The following is a 16,373-nucleotide window of genomic DNA, read 5'->3' as shown; positions in this document are numbered from 1 at the left end:
GAGATCGAGGAGTTGCTGGGCGTCGCGCGCGGGCTCTTCGCCGCCCGGGATCTGGGGATGGGCGACTTCGTCTATCTGCAGATGGCCCTGCTGGCCTTCCGAGCGGCCTGGGTGCGGGCCGCGGTCCGTGCGATGTTGCGGGCCATCCCGCCGAACACCACGGCGTGGAAGGGCGAGACACTCCACCAGTACGCGTGGCCGAGCAGGCCGTGCGGATGGAACAGGGCCCGCTGGCGGTAGCGGGTGCGCCCGTCGTCGTCGCTCTCCGCGGACATCTCCAGCCAGGCGAGGCCGGGCAGTCGCATCTCGGCCCGCAGCCGCAGCAGCCGCCCCGGCTCGATCTCCTCCACCCGCCAGAAGTCCAGGGAGTCGCCGACCCGCAGCCTTGCCGCGTCACGGCGCCCCCGGCGCAGACCGACGCCGCCCACCAGCCGGTCCAGGCGGCCGCGCACGGCCCAGGCCAGCGGGAAGGAGTACCAGCCGTTGTCCCCGCCGATCCCCTCGATGACCCGCCACAGGTCCGGGCGCGAGGCGTCCACGGGCAGCTCCCGCACATCCGTGTACAGGCTGCCGCCGGCCCAGTCGGGGTCGGTGGGCAGCGGGTCGCTGGGCGCACCGGGGACCGACGCCGAGGACCAGCGTGTCGTCACCTGGGCGTCGCGGACCCGCTGCAGGGCCAGCCGTACCGCCTCGTCGAAGCCGATGGGATGACCGGGCGGATCGGGCACGTACCGGGAGATGTCGTGCTCGTGGCAGACGACCTCGTGCCGCAGGGACTCGGCGAGCGGTCGCGCGATGGCGGCCGGTACGGGCGTCACCAGTCCGACCCAGTGACTGGACAGACCGGGCGTGAGCACGGGCACCGGGAGGATGATCCGCCGGGGAAGCTCCGCGACGGCCGCGTACCCGGTCATCATCTCCCGGTAGGTGAGGACGTCCGGCCCGCCGATGTCGAAGGCGCGGCTGACCTCGGCCGGCATACGGGCGCTGCCGACGAGAGCGCGCAGCACGTCCCGCACCGCCACGGGCTGGATCCGGGTGTGCACCCAGCTCGGGGTCACCATCACCGGCAGCCGCTCGGTGAGATAGCGCAGCATCTCGAAGGACGCCGAGCCCGAACCGATGACGACCGCCGCCCGCAGCACGGTGGTGGGCACGCCGGAGGCCAGCAGGATGCGGCCCACCTCGGCCCGTGAGCGCAGATGCGGCGACAGCTCCCGCTCCGGCACGCCCTCGGGGGTGAGACCGCCCAGGTAGACGATCCGCCGTACGCCCGCGGCGCGGGCCCGCTCGCCGAAGATCCGGGCCGCCCGCCGGTCGGTCTCCTCGAAGGTGTCGCCCGTGCCGAGCGCGTGGACCAGGTAGTAGGCGACGTCGATCCCGCGCATGGCCTCGGCGACCGCTGCCGCGTCCAGGACGTCCCCGCGCACCACCTCCGCCTCACCCGCCCAGGGATGGTCGCGCAGCTTGCCGGGGGACCGGGCCAGACAGCGCACCCGATGCCCCTCGGCCAGCAGTTCGGGGGCGAGCCGGCCTCCGATGTATCCCGTAGCGCCGGTCACCAGGCAGCGCAGCCCGGGTCCGGGGTCCTCGGCGTTCATCAGTCCTCGGTCCTCCGTGTCGACATCCCCCTGTGATCACTTCCACCGGCGGAGCCGTGACGGATGCGGTCGTTTCTCCGGGCCGCTCGTCTATAGGCTGCTCGTGTGGCCACAGCAGACGACCCGGACCAGCGCACGACGACGGCCGGACCTCCCGCGGATCCTCCGGGGACCGATCTTCAATCGCTCGCCGTGCAGTTGCGGCGGATGAACGGTGAGATCAACCGTCTGGTCCACGGGTTCGCCGGGGAGCACGGGCTGCACGCCACCGATGTGCAGGCGCTGGCGGCGATCCTGGACGCCGAAGGACCGATGACGCCGGGGCGGCTGCGCACCCACCTCGGGCTGACCTCCGGAGCCGTCACCGCCTGCCTGGACCGGCTGGAGGGCGCCGGGCACATCCGCCGCGTCAGGGAGAGCAGCGACCGGCGGGTGGTCCACCTGTACTACGCGTCCGACGCCAAGGTCGCGGCCCGCGGCTACTTCCGTCCCCTCGCCAGGGCCGCCGAGCAGGCCCGCGCGCGCTTCACCGACGAGGAGCTCGCCGTGGCGGCCCGCTTCCTCGCGGCGATGAACGAGGAGATGTCGACACTCAGGTCCACGGGGACCTGAAGAACTTCGTCCCAGCCGCATCCAGGGACCCCCTACCCGGAGAAAGCTCAATGATTGAGATTGTTTATTGTTGAGATACCTCGTTGAGGTACCTGTTCATCGACCGGGAGAACCATGTCCCTCACCCCGCGGCGAGGCCGATTCCTCGTGCCGCTCCTTCTGCTCGTCGTCTGGCTCGGCATCGGCGGCGTTCTGGGCCCCTATGCCGGGCGGCTCGGCGAGGTCGCCACCAACGACCAGGCCGCCTTCCTGCCGCGCAGCGCCGAATCGACCGAGGTCGTCGCCGCCCAGCGGGACTTCCGGCAGGACGAGTCGCTTCCGGTGATCGTCCTCTGGACCGACGACAAGGGCGGCCGGATCCAGGACCGTCAGGCCGCGGCCGGACGCGCGCTCGCCTCCCTCGGCGATCTGCCGGGCGTGGTCGGGGACGTGTCGCCCGCGCTCGTCTCCGAGGACCGCGAGGCACTGGAAGGCGTCATCCAGCTCAGGCCCGACCTAGGCGACCGGCTGAAGGACACCCTCGACCGCATCCGTACGACCGCCGAGCGCGTCCCCGGCAGCACCGTCCAGCTCGCCGGGCCGGCCGCGACACAGGCGGACCTGTCCGAGGCCTTCGCCGGCATCGACGGACTGCTCCTGGCCGTCGCCCTGGTCACCGTCCTGGTCATCCTGCTGCTCGTCTACCGCAGCGTGCTGCTGCCCCTGGTGATCATCCTCGGGGCCGTCTTCGCACTCGGCCTCGCCTGCGCCATCGTCTATGTGCTCGCCGACCACGACATCGTCAGGGTCGACGGCCAGGTCCAGGGCATCCTGTCCATCCTGGTCATCGGCGCCGCCACCGACTACGCCCTGCTGCTGACGGCGCGCTACCGGGAGGAACTGGCCGAGCGCACCGACCGGTTCGCGGCCGCGCGGGCCGCGCTGCGGCAGTCGTGGGGCGCCATCGTGGCCAGCGCCGCCACCGTCGCCCTCGGGCTGCTCGCCCTGCTGATCAGCGATCTCACCAACAACCGCGCGCTCGGGCCGGTCGGCGCGATCGGCATCGGCTGCGCCGTGCTCAGTTCGCTGACCTTCCTGCCCGCGGTGCTCGTCCTGCTGGGCCGCTCCGCGTACTGGCCGGCCGCCCCGCGCCCCACGACCACCGGTCACGGTGTCTGGCGGCGCGTCGCCGCCCTGGTCGACCGCGCGCCCCGCAAGGTGTGGGCCGTGAGCCTCGCGGGACTGCTGGCCTGCGCCGCCTTCGCCCCCACCCTCGACTCCCGAGGTGTCCCGCTCGCCGAGACCTTCGTGGACCGGGCGCCCTCCGTGACCGCACAGCAGACGCTCGCCCGGCACTACCCCGGCGGCTCCGGCAACCCGACCGTCGTCATCGCCGACGCCGACCGCCTCGACCGCGTCGTCCGGACGGCCCTCGCCACCGAGGGCGTCGCCGCGGCGGCGGGCGTCACGGAGTCCGGGCGGCCCGGCGGTGACCCGCTGGTCGTCGACGGGCGGGTACGGGTCGACGTCACGCTGGCGTCCGCCGCCGACAGCGACGCCGCCAAGGACACCGTGGCCCGGCTGCGCACGGCCCTGCACGCGGTGCCCGGCGCGGACGCTCTCGTCGGCGGGTACACGGCCCAGCAGTACGACACCCTGCGGACGGCCGAACGGGACCGCACGCTCATCGTCCCCGTGGTCCTCGTGATCATCTTCCTGATCCTGACCGTGCTGCTGCGCTCCCTGCTGCTGCCCGCCCTGCTGGTGGCCACCGTGGCGCTCAACTACCTCGCCACACTGGGCGTCTCGTCCCTGGTCTTCCCGCATGTGTTCGGCTTCGGCGGTACCGATCCGTCCGTGCCGCTGTACGGCTTCGTGTTCCTCGTCGCCCTCGGCGTCGACTACAACATCTTCCTCATGTCACGGGTGCGGGAGGAGTCCCTGCGGCACGGGGTGCGCCAGGGGGTGTTGCGGGGTCTGGTCGGCACCGGGGGCGTGATCACCTCGGCCGGCGTGGTGCTCGCGGCGACGTTCGCCGCGCTCGGGGTGATCCCGCTGGCGTTCCTCGCGCAGATCGCGTTCATCGTCGCCTTCGGGGTGCTCCTCGACACCTTGGTCGTGCGCTCGCTGCTCGTCCCGGCCCTGGCCCGCGATCTCGGGGCCGTCGCGTGGTGGCCCGGGTCCGGCGCGTTCCCCGCGACCGAAGGGAGCCCGCCGGCCGCTCCCGAGTGACCGGCCGTCGGTGGGGCATGGACGCGTCGGTCGCGGGCAGGCGAAGAGCTACGACGCCGGTTCGTCGTGCCGGGTCGAAGCTCGATGCTGGAGGTGTCTTCCGCCATGGGTGCGAAGGTGTTGGAGCGGTTCCCCGCGGGAGCTCCGCGCGGATCGTGGCCGGCGGAGGAGTACGCGGCCGAGCGACGCGAGCAGGGCGAACCGGCGACGGTCGTCATGGACCTGAAGTCGGACGCCTACCTGGTCGTGGTCCCGGCAGCGGAGGCCGACTGAACCCGGCGTAATGGTTTACGAGACCGGGTCGCCGCCGGAGCCGTGCCGTCCGGTCACCGGACTGTCGATCGCGGTGGCGACCGCACCGGTCGGGGTCTCGGGCGCGGCGTTCCTGCTGCCCGTCCGGCTGAACGTGTGCACCGTCCCCGGCCCGGGCGGGAGGCAGTCGTGTCGGACGTGAGGGACGCCACACCGTCGCCCCGGAACTCGGTTTTCGGTCGCTCCGACTCCTGACACGTGGACGAGTCACGGCAATCTCCCTCCGGCGCGGGCGCGGTGTTACGGAAACCGGTGCCCCCGCCCGCGCTCTGCGGCTTCCTCCTGCTGCTGGCCCTGGTGTTCGCGGTGTCGTACGGCGTCGGTGCCGCCGCAGGACCCGTGGCGCCGGGCATGCACGGCACCGGCACGAGCTCCGGGGGCGCGGAGGACACGGGCGGCACGGGCGATACGGGCGGCACGGACGACATGGGGAACATGCACGGGGGAGGCCACTGATGGCGACCGAACCCGTGATCGCCCTCGTGACGACCGACCTCACCGTCGGAGGCATGACCTGCGCCGCGTGTGTGAAGCGTGTCGAGAAGAAGCTCGGCAAGCTGGACGGGGTCACGGCGACCGTCAATCTGGCCACCGGGCGGGCCAGGGTGAGCCATCCGCCGCGGATCAGCGCCGGGGAACTGGTCGCCACGGTGGAGAAGGCCGGATACACGGCCGCTCTGCCCGCGCCGCCGAAGCAGCGGCAGGCGCAGGACGACGCGGAGTCGGACGGCACCGAGCGGGAGCGTGACCGCCTGCTGATCACCGCGCTGCTCTCGCTGCCCGTCCTCGTGCTGTCGATGGTGCCCGCACTCCAGTTCCGCAACTGGCAGTGGCTGTGCTTCGTGCTCACCGCGCCGGTCGCCGTGTGGGGCGCGTGGCCGTTCCACACGCGGGCGGTACGAGGGCTGCGGCACTCGGCGGCCACCATGGACACGCTGGTCTCGCTGGGCGTGGCGGCGTCCTTCTCCTGGTCGGCGTACGCGCTCTTCCTCGGGGGCGCCGGCGACCCCGGCATGCGGATGCCGTTCACGCTCGTGCCCTCGGCCTCGGACGGCGTCGCGCACATCTACCTCGAAGCGGCCGTCGGTGTACCGCTGTTCGTCCTCGCCGGACGCTTTCTGGAGGCGCGCGCCAGGCGCGGAACCGGGGCGGCGCTTCGATCGCTGGCTCAACTCGCCGCCAAGGACGTCGCGGTGCGGGACGAGGGCGTGGAACGGCTGGTTCCCATCGAGGAGTTGAGGGCGGGTCAGATCTTCGTCGTGCGGCCCGGCGAGCGCGTGGCCACCGACGGGCGGGTGACGGAGGGCAGTTCGGCCGTGGACCTGTCCCTGGTCACCGGGGAGAGCGAACCGGTCGAGGTCGGACCGGGCTCGGCGGTGGTCGGCGGGGCCGTCAACGCCGGCGGGCTGCTGCTGGTACAGGCCACCGCCGTCGGCGCGGACACCCAGCTCGCGCGCATCACCCGGCTGGTGACCGAGGCACAGGCAGGGAAGGCGAGGGTGCAGCGCCTGGCCGACTCGGTCGCCGGGGTCTTCGTACCCGTCGTCCTCGCACTGGCCGTCACCGTGCTCGGGTTCTGGCTCGGTGCCGGGGCCGATCCACAGGCCGCGATCACCGCGTGCGTGGCCGTGCTGGTCGTGGCCTGCCCGTGCGCCCTGGGGCTGGCGACGCCGACCGCGCTGATGGCCGCCACCGGGCGCGGGGCCCGACTCGGCGTCCTCGTCAGCGGTCCGCAGGCCCTGGAAGGGCTTCAGCACCTCGACGTCGTCGTACTCGACAAGACCGGCACCCTCACCTCCGGGCACATGAGCGTCGCCCGGGTCACCGCCGTACCGGACGGGCTGGGCAAGGACGAGGCGCTGCGCCTGGCGGGCGCGGTCGAGCAGGGCTCCGAGCATCCGCTGGGGCGGGCGATCTCGGCGTATGCGCGGCGGACGGTGGGGGAGCTGCCGGAGGTCGGTGAGTTCCGTGCCCTGCCGGGCAGGGGAGTCCGCGGTCGCGTCGAGGGGCATCTGGTCGAAGTCCTGGCGCCGGACGACGAGTTGCCCACCGAGCCGGCCGCCGCGCACACGCCGGTCGTGGTCCGCGTGGACGGTGTCACCCAGGCGCTCATCGAGGTCGGGGACGTCGTACGGCCGGGCAGTTACCGGGCCGTCGACCAGCTGAGGCGTCTCGGCCTGCGACCCGTGCTCGCCACCGGCGACCGCGAGGCGCCCGCCCGGTCCGTCGCACAGGAACTGGGCATCGACGAGGTGCACGCCCGCCGCACGCCCGAGGACAAGGCCGCTCTCGTCAAGGACCTTCAGGAGCAGGGCTTTCGGGTCGCCGTCGTCGGGGACGGCGTCAACGACGCCGCGGCCCTGGCCGGCGCCGACCTCGGGATCGCCATGGGCAGCGGCACGGACGTGGCCATCGGGGCCGCCGACGTGACGCTCGTACGCGGAGACATCGAGGCCCTCGCGGACGCCGTACGGCTGGCCCGGCGCACCCTGGGCACCATCCGCGCCAATCTCGTCTGGGCCTTCGGCTACAACGTCGTCACCGTGCCGCTCGCCATGGTCGGCCTGCTCAACCCCATGCTCGCCGCCGCCGCGATGTCGCTGAGCTCGCTGCTGGTGGTCGGCAACAGCCTGCGGCTGCGCGGTCGGCAGCCCACGGCCACGGCCGCCCGCAGGAGGCACACCCCATGAACCAGGACTCCCTGTGGCGGCCCACCCGGCGCCGGCTCACCGACACCCTGCTCGCCGCGCTCGCGCCCGTCGCCGTGTGCGGTATCGCCCTCGGCGGGCTGACCACCTGGGTCGGCGCCGGGAACGCGGGCAGCCCGGCGCGGGTCGCCGTCACGAACGGGCGGGTCTTCCTGCCGTACGGCGACAGCACGGAGACCGCCGCGTTCTTCGACCTCACCAACACGGGCGGTGCGGACGACCGGCTGGTCGAGGTGACCTCCTCCTCCACGGACGCAGAGATCGTCCTCAGCCGGCACCGCATGATCGGCGACACCGCCGCCACCAGGACCGAGGTGGCTTCGGCTGCCGTTCCCGCGGGCCGCGTGCTGGCCATGTCACCGGACGGACTGGACGTCGTCCTGAGCGCCGGCACGCGCTGGAAGGCGGGCGATCTCGTGCCGTTCACGCTGCACTTCGAGCGCACCGGAGCGGTCGAGACCCTCGCGGTGGTGGTCCGGCCGAGTTCGTGACGTGTGAGTGAAACAGGGGCGATTTCCGTACCCCCGAGTGATGACCCGTGCCCGGATGCGAGGATGAGACGCCATGACTGCAGGGTGGTGTTCTCGCACGGTACGGGCCGCGGTGTTCGCGGCCGTCTGTGTGCTGCTCGCCGCCTTGGGCCACGTCCTGATGTCCGGCAGCGACGTCCCGGTGTGGACGCTGGCCGCCGGGGCGGTCGCGACCGGCGGCGTGGGATGGGGCCTCGCGGGGCGTGAGCGCGGCTTGCCGTTGATCGTCGCCGTGGTCGTCGTCGCGCAGACCGGACTGCACTCGGCCTTCTCGCTGGCCCAGTCCGCGGCCGCGGACACAGGGGCGACGGCGCACGACATGGGCGCCATGCACATGGGCTCGATGCACATGCACTCCATGGACTCCATGGATATGGGGCACGCGGATCACGTGAGCCACTCCATGACCGGCTCGTCGTCCCTCGGCATGTTCGCCGCCCACCTGCTGGCCGCGGCGCTCTGCGGGCTGTGGCTGGCCCACGGCGAGAGGGCCGCGTTCCGCATCCTGCGGGCCGTGGCCGGATGGCTGGCCGCACCCCTGCGGCTGCTGCTCGCCGCTCTGCCCGTCACCCCCGAGCGCCCGCGCGTCCGTGCGCACCGGCCGTCCTCGGACCGGGTGCCGCGGCTGCTCCTCGTCCATGCGATCACTTCCCGGGGTCCGCCCGTGGGGACCGCTGTCGCCTGACGACAGCCGGTATCCCCGAGGCCGTCCCTGAGACGTCTCGGGCCCCGGCCGTACGCGCCCTCGCGGATGCCGTACGGCCGTCTCCCCACGCACCGGACCGCCCGCGCTCCCAGCGCCCCGGTCCGGATCACGGATGACCGAGAAGGACACCAAGTGATCACTTCTGCCCTGTCGGCCGCGCGCGAGAACCACGACGCGGCGATGTCGATGGACGAGTCGATAACCGCGTGGGCGCTCGCCGCCCGCGGAGGTGACGCGGACGCGGTCGAGCACTTCGTACGCGCACTGCACCTCGACGTGACGCGCTATGTCGCCCACCTCTGCGGCGACCCCCAGGCGGCCGACGACCTCGCCCAGGACACGTTCCTGCGCGCGCTCGGCAGCCTGCACCGCTTCGAGGGCCGTTCCTCGGCCCGCGCCTGGCTGCTGTCCATCGCCCGCCGTGCGGTGATCGACAGCTACCGGTACGCCTCCGCCCGGCCGCGCCTCTGCGACCTGGCGGACTGGCAGCTGGCCGTCGAGAACGCGCAGCCGCGGGACCTCCCGGGCTTCGACGACGGCATCGCGCTGCTCGACCTCCTGGAGTCGCTGCCGGACGAACGCCGTGAAGCGTTCCTCCTCACCCAGCTGGTGGGCCTGCCCTACGCGGAGGCGGCCGAGGTCAGCGACTGCCCCGTCGGCACGGTCCGCTCCCGCGTCGCCCGGGCCCGGGCCACCTTGGCGGATCTGCTGGACGAGGCGGAGGCGCCCGCACTGCTGGCGGCCTGAACGAGACGGCGAGGTGTCGGTGCCGAGCGGCGGACACCGACACCTTCGCCGGCCCCGCGCCAGGCGTACGAGTCGACTCCGGACCCCCAACATCCTCTGACACACAGGCAATTCATCCGGACGGCCGGGAACTCCGACCTCACCTCGCCCGACTACTGGTTCGACAGCGCGGCCCGACCTCTGCGGTCGGGGCGCGGAACTTCGGGCGAAGGGAGAGCCGCGTGACACCCGAGGTGGAGGCAGCGTTCGCGGCGATCAGAGCCGAGTGCGGTGCGGAATCGATCACTCGGGTCGAGCGGATGCTGGAACCGGGCGGAGGCGAACGGCATCCGCTGCAGAAGCGGGCCAGATGGATCATGCCGGGCCTCTCGCCCACTCCCTGGCACGACCCCTACGCCTATGCCGAACTGGCCCCCGTCGTCCATGGGCTCGAAGCCGGTCACGGGGCCATCAAGGAGGAGCTGAATTCCGCCTGGGAACGGCGGCGGGAGGATTTCTCGGACTACGAGCACTATCTGACCCGCCAGGAGGACTGGCAGGCCCTTTATCTCTTCCGCGGCGGGGGTCTCGTCGAACAGTCGGCCGTCACGGCTCCCACCGCTTATCGGCTGGTGAAAGACCTGGCCGTCGACACGGAGAAAATATGCCCTCTCCTGGAGTGCCATTTCTCCACCCTGCTGCCGGGCGCCGTCATCGAACCCCACTGCGATCTGTGGAACTTCAGCATCAACCTGCATCTCGCGGTGGACATACCCGACGGGTGCAGCCTCACGGTCGCCGGACGGACGCGCTCCTGGGAAGAGGGGAAGTGCCTGCTCTTCGACTACTCCTTCGAGCACGAGGCCCGCAACCTGGGCAATCGCCCGCGGACCTGCCTGCTCATCGACCTCTGGCACCCGGAGACCACCCCTCCGGAGCGCCGGGCGCTGGTCGCCCTGATCACCGAGATCCGCCGGTTGATGGGGGAGTGATGAACCGAGGATAAGAATTCGGCGGGCCAAAGCCCTGATTTCTCATCTCCGGCCGTTTTCGACTGCCGGTTCCCCGGGCTGCCCTGATTCCCTGTCAAAAGGTGACTCCCGTCGAGAAACCAGGCATTCACAAGCCCGATCCCGGCTGCTACGGTCGCTCACTGAAAATGATGGTCCGCTGGAATTCCCTTCCCGGGAATTCCTGTTCACATGATCCCGAGGGAGGTGTTCGTCGATGCCCCTGCTCGTTCTCGCACTGGGACAACTCGTCATCTCGCTCGACTACAACATCGTGTACGTGGCCCTGCCGGACATCGGTGCCGGGCTGGGATTCTCCGACCACGACCTGCAATGGGTGGTGAGCGCCTACGTCGTGGCCACCGGAGGCTTCCTGCTGCTGGGCGGCCGGGCCGCGGACCTGCTCGGCCGGCGCCGGATGTTCGTCGCCGGGGCACTCCTGTACGCCGGGGCCTCCCTCGTCGGCGGAGTCTCCGAGACCCCCGGCGTCCTGGTCGCCGTCAGGGGGATCCAGGGCATCGGCGGCTCCCTGCTGTTCCCGGCGACCCTGTCCCTGATCAACACGCTCTACGCCGAAGGGCCCGCCCGGAACCGGGCCCTGGCGGTGTGGGGTGCGGCGGGAGCCGGTGGGCTCTGCTTCGGGTCCCTCCTCGGCGGCGTCCTGGTCGAGGCGTTCGGCTGGCCGTCGGTGTTCTTCGTCAACGTCCCCGTGGCCGGAGCCCTCGCGGTGGCGGCCCTGTTCCTCTTCCCCGCGGACGGGCCGAGGGACCGCTCCCGGCGCTTCGACGCGGCGGGCGCGCTCACCGCGACGGGCGGGGTGACCCTCCTGGTGTTCCTGCTGGTCCACGCGCCCGCGGAAGGCTGGGACACTCCGGGTGCCGTCGTGAGCGCGGTGCTGTCCGCGGGACTGCTGGCCCTCTTCGCCGTCGTGGAGCGGCGGGCCCCCGATCCGCTCGTACCGACCCGGCTGTTCGCCCACCGCGGCCTGCTCGCGGCGATGGGGGTGACCGCCCTGTTCAGCGCCACGTTCAGTTCGGTGCCGTATTTCCTGACGCTGTACTTCCGGACGGTCCACGGCTACAGCGCCGTCGCGACCGGGCTCGCGTTCCTGGTGCCCGCCGTCGTGGTGGCCGCCGGCACCCAGGCCGGTGAACGGGCCGTCGCCGCCTTCGGGGTGCGCCGCATGCTGGTGGGCGGCATGGCGCTGGGGGCCGCCGGCGCCACGGCGCTCGCGCTGGCGCTCACCTCGGACGGCTCGTACCCCGGACTCCTGCCCGGCATCGTGCTGTTGGGTCTCGGGCAGGGGGCGGCGTGGACCGGGATGTGGATCGCCGCGTCCGCCGGGGTCGCCCCCGGTGACCAGGGCATCGCCTCGGGAATGGCGTCGACCACCCTTCAGGTCGGTGGCGCGGTGGGCCTCGCCGTACTGGTCGCGGTCGCCGGCGGCGTCGGACAGAGCGCGTCAGGACCCGGGCTCCTGGACGGTCTGCGCACCGCCGTCTTCGCGATAGCCGGCGGCATCGGCTGCGGAGCGCTGGCGCTGCTGTGCCGACGCGGAACCGTCAGGACCACCAGCCCCTAGAACTCCCCTTCTCCCGCCTTCTCCCCCTTCTTCGGCCCCGCCTTCCGCTGTCCGGGCTGCCCGCCCGCCCTCCGCCATGCCAGGAGAGTCCGCATGCTTCCCACCGCCGCCGGTACCCCTGCCCCTCGGGCCGCCGTCCTGTGCGGGCTGGCCGGCTGGGTGCCGTCCCGCGTGGTCACCAACGAACACCTCGCCCGGCGGCTCGACACCGACGACACCTGGATCCGTACCCGCACCGGGATCGGCGGCCGGCACGTCGTCGACCCCGGACAGGCGACCTCCGACCTCGCCGTGGAAGCGGGCCGCCGGGCCCTCGCCGCAGCCGGCGCCGACAGCGTCGACGCGGTCGTCGTCGCCACGACGACCCCCGACCACATCTGTCCCGCCACCGCGCCCGCGGTCGCCGCACGTCTCGGTCTGACCGGGGCCGCCGCCTTCGACATCAGCGCCGTGTGCACCGGATTCGTCTACGGCCTCGCGTCCTGCGCAGGTCTGATCGCCTCCGGTGTGGCCGAACGGGTCCTGCTCATCGGCGCGGACACCTATTCGACGATCGTGGACCCACTGGACCGGGCCAACGCGATCATCTTCGGCGACGGTGCCGGAGCAGTCGTCCTGCGCGCCGGCCACCCCGGCGAGTTCGGCGCGTTCGGCCACTTCGACCTCGGCAGCGACGGCGCCCACGAGGACCTGATCACGGTCGCGGCCGGCGGCTCCCGGCAGCGCTCCCTGCCGGGCGAACCCAGCCGCGAGGACCGGCACTTCGCCATGCGGGGCAAGGAGGTCTACCGCCACGCGGTGACGCGGATGGCCGAGTCGGCACGTACGGCGCTGTCCCGGGCCGGCTGGAAGATCGACGACGTCGACCACTTCGTACCGCACCAGGCCAACCTGCGGATCCTGCACTCGGTGGCGGACGACCTCGGACTGCCCCGCGAACGCTGTGCGACCCACCTCGAGTCCGTCGGCAACACCGGTGCCGCCTCGATACCGCTCGCCCTGGCGGACGCCGCCGCCCGCCAAGTCGTCCAGCCCGGCGACCGGTTGCTGCTCACCGCCTTCGGAGGCGGCCTCACCTGGGGCTCCTGCCTCCTGACCTGGCCCATGCTCACCCGACAGGAACGGACCACCTCATGACGACCACCTACGAGCAACTCGTCGCACTCCTCACGAAGTTGCACCACGCCCCGGCCGACCGGATCCGCCCCGGGGCGACCCTCGGCGAACTCGACGTCGACTCGCTGACGACGGTCGAGATCAGCATGCGCATCGAGCGCGACCTCGGCGTCGTGGTCGGTGACGACGAACTCGCGCCCGACCTCACCCTCGGCGACATCGCCGGACTCATCGACTCCCGGCAACCGGCCCTCTGAACCCACGGAAGGAAGCACGGACATGCACATCGAGGAACACCCCGGACACACCATCGGCGCCACCGTCGAGGACTTCGACCACACCACCGCCTCGGACGCCGACATCGACGCGCTGCTGAACACGGTCTACACGAAGAAGATCGCCGTACTGAAGGGCCAGGACCTCTCTCCCCAGGAGTTCCTCGAACTGGGCACAAGGCTGGGACGCCCGGAGACCTACTACGAGCCGATGTACAAACATCCGGAGGTCCCGGAGATATTCGTCTCCTCCAACGTGCCGGAGAACGGCAAACAGATAGGCGTGCCGAAGACCGGGAAATTCTGGCACGCCGACTACCAGTTCATGCCGGACCCCTTCGGTATCACCCTGATCCACCCCCAGGTCGTTCCGGCGAGGAACCGCGGAACGTACTTCATCGACATGGGCCGGGCGTACGAGCGACTGCCCGAGGAGCTCAAGAAGGAGATCGGCGGAACGTACTGCCGGCATTCCGTGCGCAAGTACTTCAAGATCCGGCCCCACGACGTCTACCGCCCGCTCTCCGAAATCATCGACGAGGTCGAGCGGAAGACCCCGGCCGTCCTCCAGCCGACGACCTTCACCCACCCCATGACCGGCGAGACGGTCCTCTACCTCAGCGAGGGCTTCACCGTCGCCATCGAGGACCAGGACGGCCGACCGCTCGACGAGGAACTGCTCAAGAGGTTGTTCGAGGCCACCGGACAGCTCGACGAGACCTTCGAGCACGACAACATCCACCTCCAGAGCTTCGAGAAGGGCGACCTGCTGGTCTGGGACAACCGCAGTCTCATCCACCGGGCCCGGCACACCACCACCCCCGAGCCGACCGTCTCGTACCGCGTCACCGTGCACGACGCACGCAAACTGCACGACGGGATCAGGGCGGCATGACGGACGACGTCCTGCTGGAACGGGTGCTGACGCCGTACAAGGACCACTGCAAATACCTGCGTTCGGCCGTCGTGACGGAAACGGACGGCCGGGCCTTCGCCCGCTGCGAGTTCGAGATCCCCGAGTCCTGCTACATCGACGACACCGGCCATCTGAATTCCGTCGAGGTGAACATCTGCTTCAACCAGATGATGTATTACCTCGTCGCCAGATCCGTACGGGACGGGCTGGGCGCGGGATTCGCGGACTGGACGCTCGACGACTTCTTCGCGCACCAGCTCCCGGACATCCTCATCGCCCGGTTCGCGGCGAACTTCCGGCGCCCGGTCGATCCCCGGGCGTTCTCCGGAGAGCTGGAGTTCCGGTCCGTCACCCGGCGTGCCCCGGCCGGCGGCAGCCCGTTCCTGTACGCCGAGACCGCTTTCCGCTACTGGGACGCCGTATCGGGCCGCTGTGACGGCGAGGCGACCCTCGCCTTCGTCAACGTCCCCTGACCGCCGAAGGGTTCGCCCATGAAGACGCTCGTCCAGACCACCCGCCACCACGCCGAGCACCGACCGGACCACCCGGCCGTGCGCTGCGAGGGCCGCACCCTGAGCTACGGCGACCTGCACCGCGAGAGCAACCGCGTCGCCCACGCCGTCCAGGCCGCCGGACTCACCCCGGGCGACCGGGTCGCCTACCTCGGCAAGGAGTCCGAGCACTACTACGAGATCCTCTTCGGCTGCGCCAAGAGCGGCACCGTCCTCGTGCCCGTCAACTGGCGGCTCACCGCACCCGAGGTCAGCCACATCCTCCAGGACTCCGGTACCCGACTGCTCTTCCTGGAGGACGAGTTCGCGACCGTCGTGGACAAGATGCCGACCGCGCCTCCGGAGACGATCGTGGCGCTCGGGGAGTCCTACGCCGACTGGAAGGCAGCCCACCCGGCGACCGAGCTGCCTCAGAGCGCCACCCCGGACACCCCCGTCGCCCAGCTCTACACCAGCGGCACCACCGGACTGCCCAAGGGCGTCGTCCTCGCCCACCGCAGCTTCTTCGCGATCCGCGACGCCCTGGCACGCGAGGAACTGGACTGGATCGACTGGCGGACCGGCGACATCGCCCTGATCGGCATCCCCGGATTCCACATCGGCGGCCTGTGGTGGGCCACCCAGAACCTCAACGCCGGCACCACCGTCGTCGCCCTGCGCGCCTTCGCCGCCCGCCGGGCCGTCGACCTCATCCGCGACCTCGGCATCACCACCGCCTGCGTCGTCCCGGCCATGCTCCGCATGATGCTGACCGAACCCGGCGTCACCGCGGAGGACTTCACCACCCTGCGCAAGACGGTCTACGGCGGCTCCCCGATCTCCGAGGCCCTGCTGGAGGAGAGCCTCGCCGTCCTCGACTGCGAGTTCGCCCAGATCTACGGCCTCACCGAGACCGGCAACACCGCCGTGTGCCTGCCCCCGGCCGCCCATGTCCCCGGCAGCCCGCTCATGCAGGCCGCGGGCCGCCCGTACCCCGGTGTCCGCACCAAGGTGATCGACGACGAAGGGCGCGCACTGCCTCCCGGCACGGTCGGCGAGGTCTGCCTGGCCACACCGGCCCACATGGTCGAGTACTGGGGACTGCCCGAGAAGACCGCCGAGACCCTCGTCGACGGCTGGATCCACACCGGGGACGCGGGCTACGTCGACGAGGACGGCTACCTGTTCATCCGGGACCGCATCAAGGACGCCATCCTCGTCGCCGGCGAGAACGTCTACCCGGCCGAGATCGAGAACGTACTGGAAGCACACCCGGGCGTCGCCGAAGCGGTCGTCGTCGGCGCCCCCGACGAACGCTGGGGCGAGTACGTGCACGCCTTCGTCGTCCCGGACCCCGGACAGCGGCCCAGCCCCCGCGACCTGCACACCTTCCTCGTGCCACGGCTCGCGGGCTTCAAGCTGCCCGCCCGCTACGAGTTCATCGACAGCGTCCCGCGCAACCCCAGCGGCAAGATCCTCCGCCGCGAACTGCGCGACCGCTTCTGGAGCGACTCCGCGCGCAAGGTCAACTGACCACCCGCAACGCAGAGACGACACCTCACACCGGAGAGATGACG

At 71.5% G+C, this 16,373-nt stretch carries 17 protein-coding genes; 15 read left to right on the top strand and 2 right to left on the bottom strand.

The features are described from left to right. Positions 1–71: 71 nt before the first annotated feature. Positions 72–1,601, bottom strand: coding sequence for an SDR family oxidoreductase (locus tag HLK59_RS14190; RefSeq protein WP_171141759.1), 1,530 nt, complete (start codon positions 1,599–1,601; stop codon positions 72–74). 105 nt (positions 1,602–1,706) lie between these two features. On the opposite strand from HLK59_RS14190, the gene HLK59_RS14185 reads away from it, so the two are divergent. From HLK59_RS14185 to HLK59_RS14175, 3 genes are all read left to right on the top strand, one after another. Next, a complete protein-coding gene (locus HLK59_RS14185) occupies positions 1,707–2,213 on the top strand; it encodes a MarR family transcriptional regulator (RefSeq protein ID WP_346779728.1) in 507 nt (168 codons plus the stop codon). Positions 2,214–2,327: 114 nt separating this feature from the next. Further along, on the top strand, positions 2,328–4,424 hold the full coding sequence (locus HLK59_RS14180) for an MMPL family transporter (RefSeq protein ID WP_171141758.1): 2,097 nt from the start codon (positions 2,328–2,330) through the stop codon (positions 4,422–4,424). 84 nt (positions 4,425–4,508) lie between these two features. Next, a complete protein-coding gene (locus HLK59_RS14175) occupies positions 4,509–4,697 on the top strand; it encodes a hypothetical protein (protein WP_171141757.1) in 189 nt (62 codons plus the stop codon). A gap of 15 nt (positions 4,698–4,712) precedes the next feature. On the opposite strand, the gene HLK59_RS51950 is transcribed toward HLK59_RS14175, so the two are convergent. Further along, the gene (locus HLK59_RS51950) at positions 4,713–4,838 is read right to left on the bottom strand and encodes a hypothetical protein (RefSeq protein WP_277349479.1); all 126 of its coding nucleotides are present in this window, start codon (positions 4,836–4,838) and stop codon (positions 4,713–4,715) included. A 96-nt stretch (positions 4,839–4,934) separates the two neighbouring features. Between HLK59_RS51950 and HLK59_RS14170 the strand changes: the two genes are divergently transcribed. The 12 genes from HLK59_RS14170 to HLK59_RS14115 all read left to right on the top strand — a co-directional run bounded on the left by HLK59_RS14170 (position 4,935) and on the right by HLK59_RS14115 (position 16,329). Next, a complete protein-coding gene (locus HLK59_RS14170; protein WP_171141756.1) occupies positions 4,935–5,192 on the top strand; it encodes a hypothetical protein in 258 nt (85 codons plus the stop codon). Further along, on the top strand, positions 5,192–7,426 hold the full coding sequence (locus HLK59_RS14165) for a heavy metal translocating P-type ATPase (RefSeq protein WP_171141755.1): 2,235 nt from the start codon (positions 5,192–5,194) through the stop codon (positions 7,424–7,426). The genes HLK59_RS14170 and HLK59_RS14165 overlap by 1 nt, the downstream gene beginning before the upstream one ends. After that, positions 7,423–7,935 carry a copper chaperone PCu(A)C gene (locus HLK59_RS14160; RefSeq protein WP_171141754.1) on the top strand — a complete coding sequence of 171 codons (513 nt, stop codon included), beginning with the start codon at positions 7,423–7,425 and terminating at the stop codon, positions 7,933–7,935. Before HLK59_RS14165 ends, HLK59_RS14160 begins: the two co-directional genes overlap by 4 nt. 73 nt (positions 7,936–8,008) lie before the next feature. Then, positions 8,009–8,659: a hypothetical protein gene (locus HLK59_RS14155; RefSeq protein WP_171141753.1), complete on the top strand. Its 651-nt coding sequence runs from the start codon at positions 8,009–8,011 to the stop codon at positions 8,657–8,659. A 201-nt stretch (positions 8,660–8,860) separates the two neighbouring features. Next, positions 8,861–9,427, top strand: coding sequence for a sigma-70 family RNA polymerase sigma factor (locus HLK59_RS14150; protein ID WP_240982403.1), 567 nt, complete (start codon positions 8,861–8,863; stop codon positions 9,425–9,427). Between the two features lie 221 nt (positions 9,428–9,648). Beyond that, positions 9,649–10,398 carry an aspartyl/asparaginyl beta-hydroxylase domain-containing protein gene (locus tag HLK59_RS14145; protein ID WP_171141751.1) on the top strand — a complete coding sequence of 250 codons (750 nt, stop codon included), beginning with the start codon at positions 9,649–9,651 and terminating at the stop codon, positions 10,396–10,398. Positions 10,399–10,633: 235 nt separating this feature from the next. Then, a complete protein-coding gene (locus tag HLK59_RS14140) occupies positions 10,634–11,998 on the top strand; it encodes an MFS transporter (RefSeq protein WP_171141750.1) in 1,365 nt (454 codons plus the stop codon). A gap of 93 nt (positions 11,999–12,091) precedes the next feature. Beyond that, positions 12,092–13,135, top strand: coding sequence for a beta-ketoacyl-ACP synthase III (locus tag HLK59_RS14135; RefSeq protein WP_171141749.1), 1,044 nt, complete (start codon positions 12,092–12,094; stop codon positions 13,133–13,135). After that, positions 13,132–13,371: an acyl carrier protein gene (locus HLK59_RS14130; protein ID WP_171141748.1), complete on the top strand. Its 240-nt coding sequence runs from the start codon at positions 13,132–13,134 to the stop codon at positions 13,369–13,371. The genes HLK59_RS14135 and HLK59_RS14130 overlap by 4 nt, the downstream gene beginning before the upstream one ends. A 22-nt stretch (positions 13,372–13,393) precedes the next feature. Continuing rightward, positions 13,394–14,284 (top strand): TauD/TfdA family dioxygenase, encoded by an 891-nt coding sequence (locus tag HLK59_RS14125; RefSeq protein WP_171141747.1) that lies wholly within the window; start codon positions 13,394–13,396, stop codon positions 14,282–14,284. Continuing rightward, on the top strand, positions 14,281–14,778 hold the full coding sequence (locus HLK59_RS14120; protein WP_171141746.1) for an FcoT family thioesterase: 498 nt from the start codon (positions 14,281–14,283) through the stop codon (positions 14,776–14,778). Before HLK59_RS14125 ends, HLK59_RS14120 begins: the two co-directional genes overlap by 4 nt. An 18-nt stretch (positions 14,779–14,796) precedes the next feature. Further along, positions 14,797–16,329, top strand: coding sequence for a fatty acid--CoA ligase (locus HLK59_RS14115; protein ID WP_171141745.1), 1,533 nt, complete (start codon positions 14,797–14,799; stop codon positions 16,327–16,329). Positions 16,330–16,373 lie beyond the last annotated feature (44 nt).

Source organism: Streptomyces sp. S3(2020) (assembly GCF_013044505.1).
Taxonomy (GTDB): Bacteria; Actinomycetota; Actinomycetes; order Streptomycetales; family Streptomycetaceae; genus Streptomyces.
The sequence above is the reverse complement of the archived record's forward strand: the minus strand, read 5'-3'. Positions and strand labels throughout refer to the sequence as shown.

Coding starts and splice junctions, on each gene's coding strand:
- HLK59_RS14190 (WP_171141759.1), bottom strand. CDS start 1,601: ATGAACGCCGAGGACCCCGGACCCGGGCTGCGCTGCCTGGTGACCGGC.
- HLK59_RS14180 (WP_171141758.1), top strand. CDS start 2,328: ATGTCCCTCACCCCGCGGCGAGGCCGATTCCTCGTGCCGCTCCTTCTG.
- HLK59_RS14175 (WP_171141757.1), top strand. CDS start 4,509: ATGCTGGAGGTGTCTTCCGCCATGGGTGCGAAGGTGTTGGAGCGGTTC.
- HLK59_RS14165 (WP_171141755.1), top strand. CDS start 5,192: ATGGCGACCGAACCCGTGATCGCCCTCGTGACGACCGACCTCACCGTC.
- HLK59_RS14160 (WP_171141754.1), top strand. CDS start 7,423: ATGAACCAGGACTCCCTGTGGCGGCCCACCCGGCGCCGGCTCACCGAC.
- HLK59_RS14155 (WP_171141753.1), top strand. CDS start 8,009: ATGACTGCAGGGTGGTGTTCTCGCACGGTACGGGCCGCGGTGTTCGCG.
- HLK59_RS14150 (WP_240982403.1), top strand. CDS start 8,861: ATGTCGATGGACGAGTCGATAACCGCGTGGGCGCTCGCCGCCCGCGGA.
- HLK59_RS14140 (WP_171141750.1), top strand. CDS start 10,634: ATGCCCCTGCTCGTTCTCGCACTGGGACAACTCGTCATCTCGCTCGAC.
- HLK59_RS14135 (WP_171141749.1), top strand. CDS start 12,092: ATGCTTCCCACCGCCGCCGGTACCCCTGCCCCTCGGGCCGCCGTCCTG.
- HLK59_RS14130 (WP_171141748.1), top strand. CDS start 13,132: ATGACGACCACCTACGAGCAACTCGTCGCACTCCTCACGAAGTTGCAC.
- HLK59_RS14125 (WP_171141747.1), top strand. CDS start 13,394: ATGCACATCGAGGAACACCCCGGACACACCATCGGCGCCACCGTCGAG.
- HLK59_RS14120 (WP_171141746.1), top strand. CDS start 14,281: ATGACGGACGACGTCCTGCTGGAACGGGTGCTGACGCCGTACAAGGAC.
- HLK59_RS14115 (WP_171141745.1), top strand. CDS start 14,797: ATGAAGACGCTCGTCCAGACCACCCGCCACCACGCCGAGCACCGACCG.